Origin of the sequence: Variovorax robiniae, from assembly GCF_037889955.1 — a bacterium.
Taxonomy (GTDB): Bacteria; Pseudomonadota; Gammaproteobacteria; order Burkholderiales; family Burkholderiaceae_C; genus Variovorax; species Variovorax robiniae.
This window is the reverse complement of record NZ_JBBKZS010000089.1, coordinates 1-1,277: the sequence shown is the minus strand read 5'-3', so window position 1 is coordinate 1,277 and position 1,277 is coordinate 1. Positions and strand designations below refer to the sequence as shown.

The window sequence follows — 1,277 nt, the reverse complement described above, 5'->3', positions numbered from 1 at the left end:
ACCGGCGACGTCGGCAAGGCCGGCGTGGCCATCGACAGCGTGGAGGACATGAAGATCCTGTTCGACCAGATCCCGCTGGACAAGGTGAGCGTCTCCATGACCATGAACGGCGCCGTGCTGCCGGTGCTCGCGGGCTATGTGGTCGCCGCCGAAGAGCAGGGCGTGGCACAGGATCAACTCAGCGGAACCATCCAGAACGACATCCTCAAGGAGTTCATGGTCCGCAACACCTACATCTTCCCGCCCGCGCCGAGCATGCGCATCATCGGCGACATCATCGAGTACACGGCGCAGAAGATGCCCAAGTTCAACTCGATCTCCATCAGCGGCTACCACATGCAGGAAGCCGGCGCGAACCAGGCGCTGGAACTGGCTTTCACCTTGGCCGACGGCAAGGAATACGTCAAGACGGCCTTGGCCAAGGGCTTGGACGTGGACGTGTTCGCCGGGCGCCTGAGCTTCTTCTGGGCCATCGGCATGAACTTCTACCTGGAAGTGGCCAAGATGCGCGCGGCGCGCCTCTTGTGGTGCCGGATCATGAAGGAGTTCGAGCCGAAGAACCCCAAGAGCCTGATGCTGCGCACGCACTGCCAGACCTCGGGCTGGAGCCTGACCGAGCAGGACCCGTACAACAACGTGGTCCGCACCACCATCGAGGCGATGGCCGCGGTGTTCGGCGGCACGCAGAGCCTGCACACCAACGCGCTGGACGAAGCCATCGCGCTGCCCACCGAATTCAGCTCGCGCATCGCCCGCAACACCCAGCTCATCATCCAGGAAGAGACCCACATCACCAGCGTGATCGACCCCTGGGCTGGCAGCTACATGATGGAAAAGCTCACCCAGGACATGGCCGATGCCGCGTGGAAGATCATCGAGGAAGTCGAGGCCATGGGCGGCATGACCAAGGCGGTGGACAGCGGCTGGGCCAAGCTCAAGATCGAGGCGGCGGCTGCGGACAAGCAGGCGCGCATCGACTCGGGCAAGGATGTGATCGTGGGCGTGAACAAGTACAAGCTCAAGACGGAAGACACGCACGACATCCTGCAGATCGACAACGTGAAGGTGCGCGATGGGCAGATTGCCAAGCTCAAGGCCATTCGGGCCAGGCGCGACACTGCGGCCACCCAGGCGGCGCTCGATGCGCTCACGGCTGCGGCCGAAAGCGGCGAGGGTAACCTGCTGGACCTCAGCATCCAGGCCGTGCGCCTGCGCGCCACCGTCGGCGAGATCAGCGATGCACTCGAAAAGGTCTACGGCCGCCACCGCGCCGACAC

At 63.8% G+C, this 1,277-nt stretch carries 1 protein-coding gene; it reads left to right on the top strand.

From position 1 onward, the window contains the following. Positions 1-1,277: methylmalonyl-CoA mutase family protein (locus WKW79_RS36970; protein ID WP_340340187.1), on the top strand; the 1,277-nt coding region annotated here is incomplete at both ends.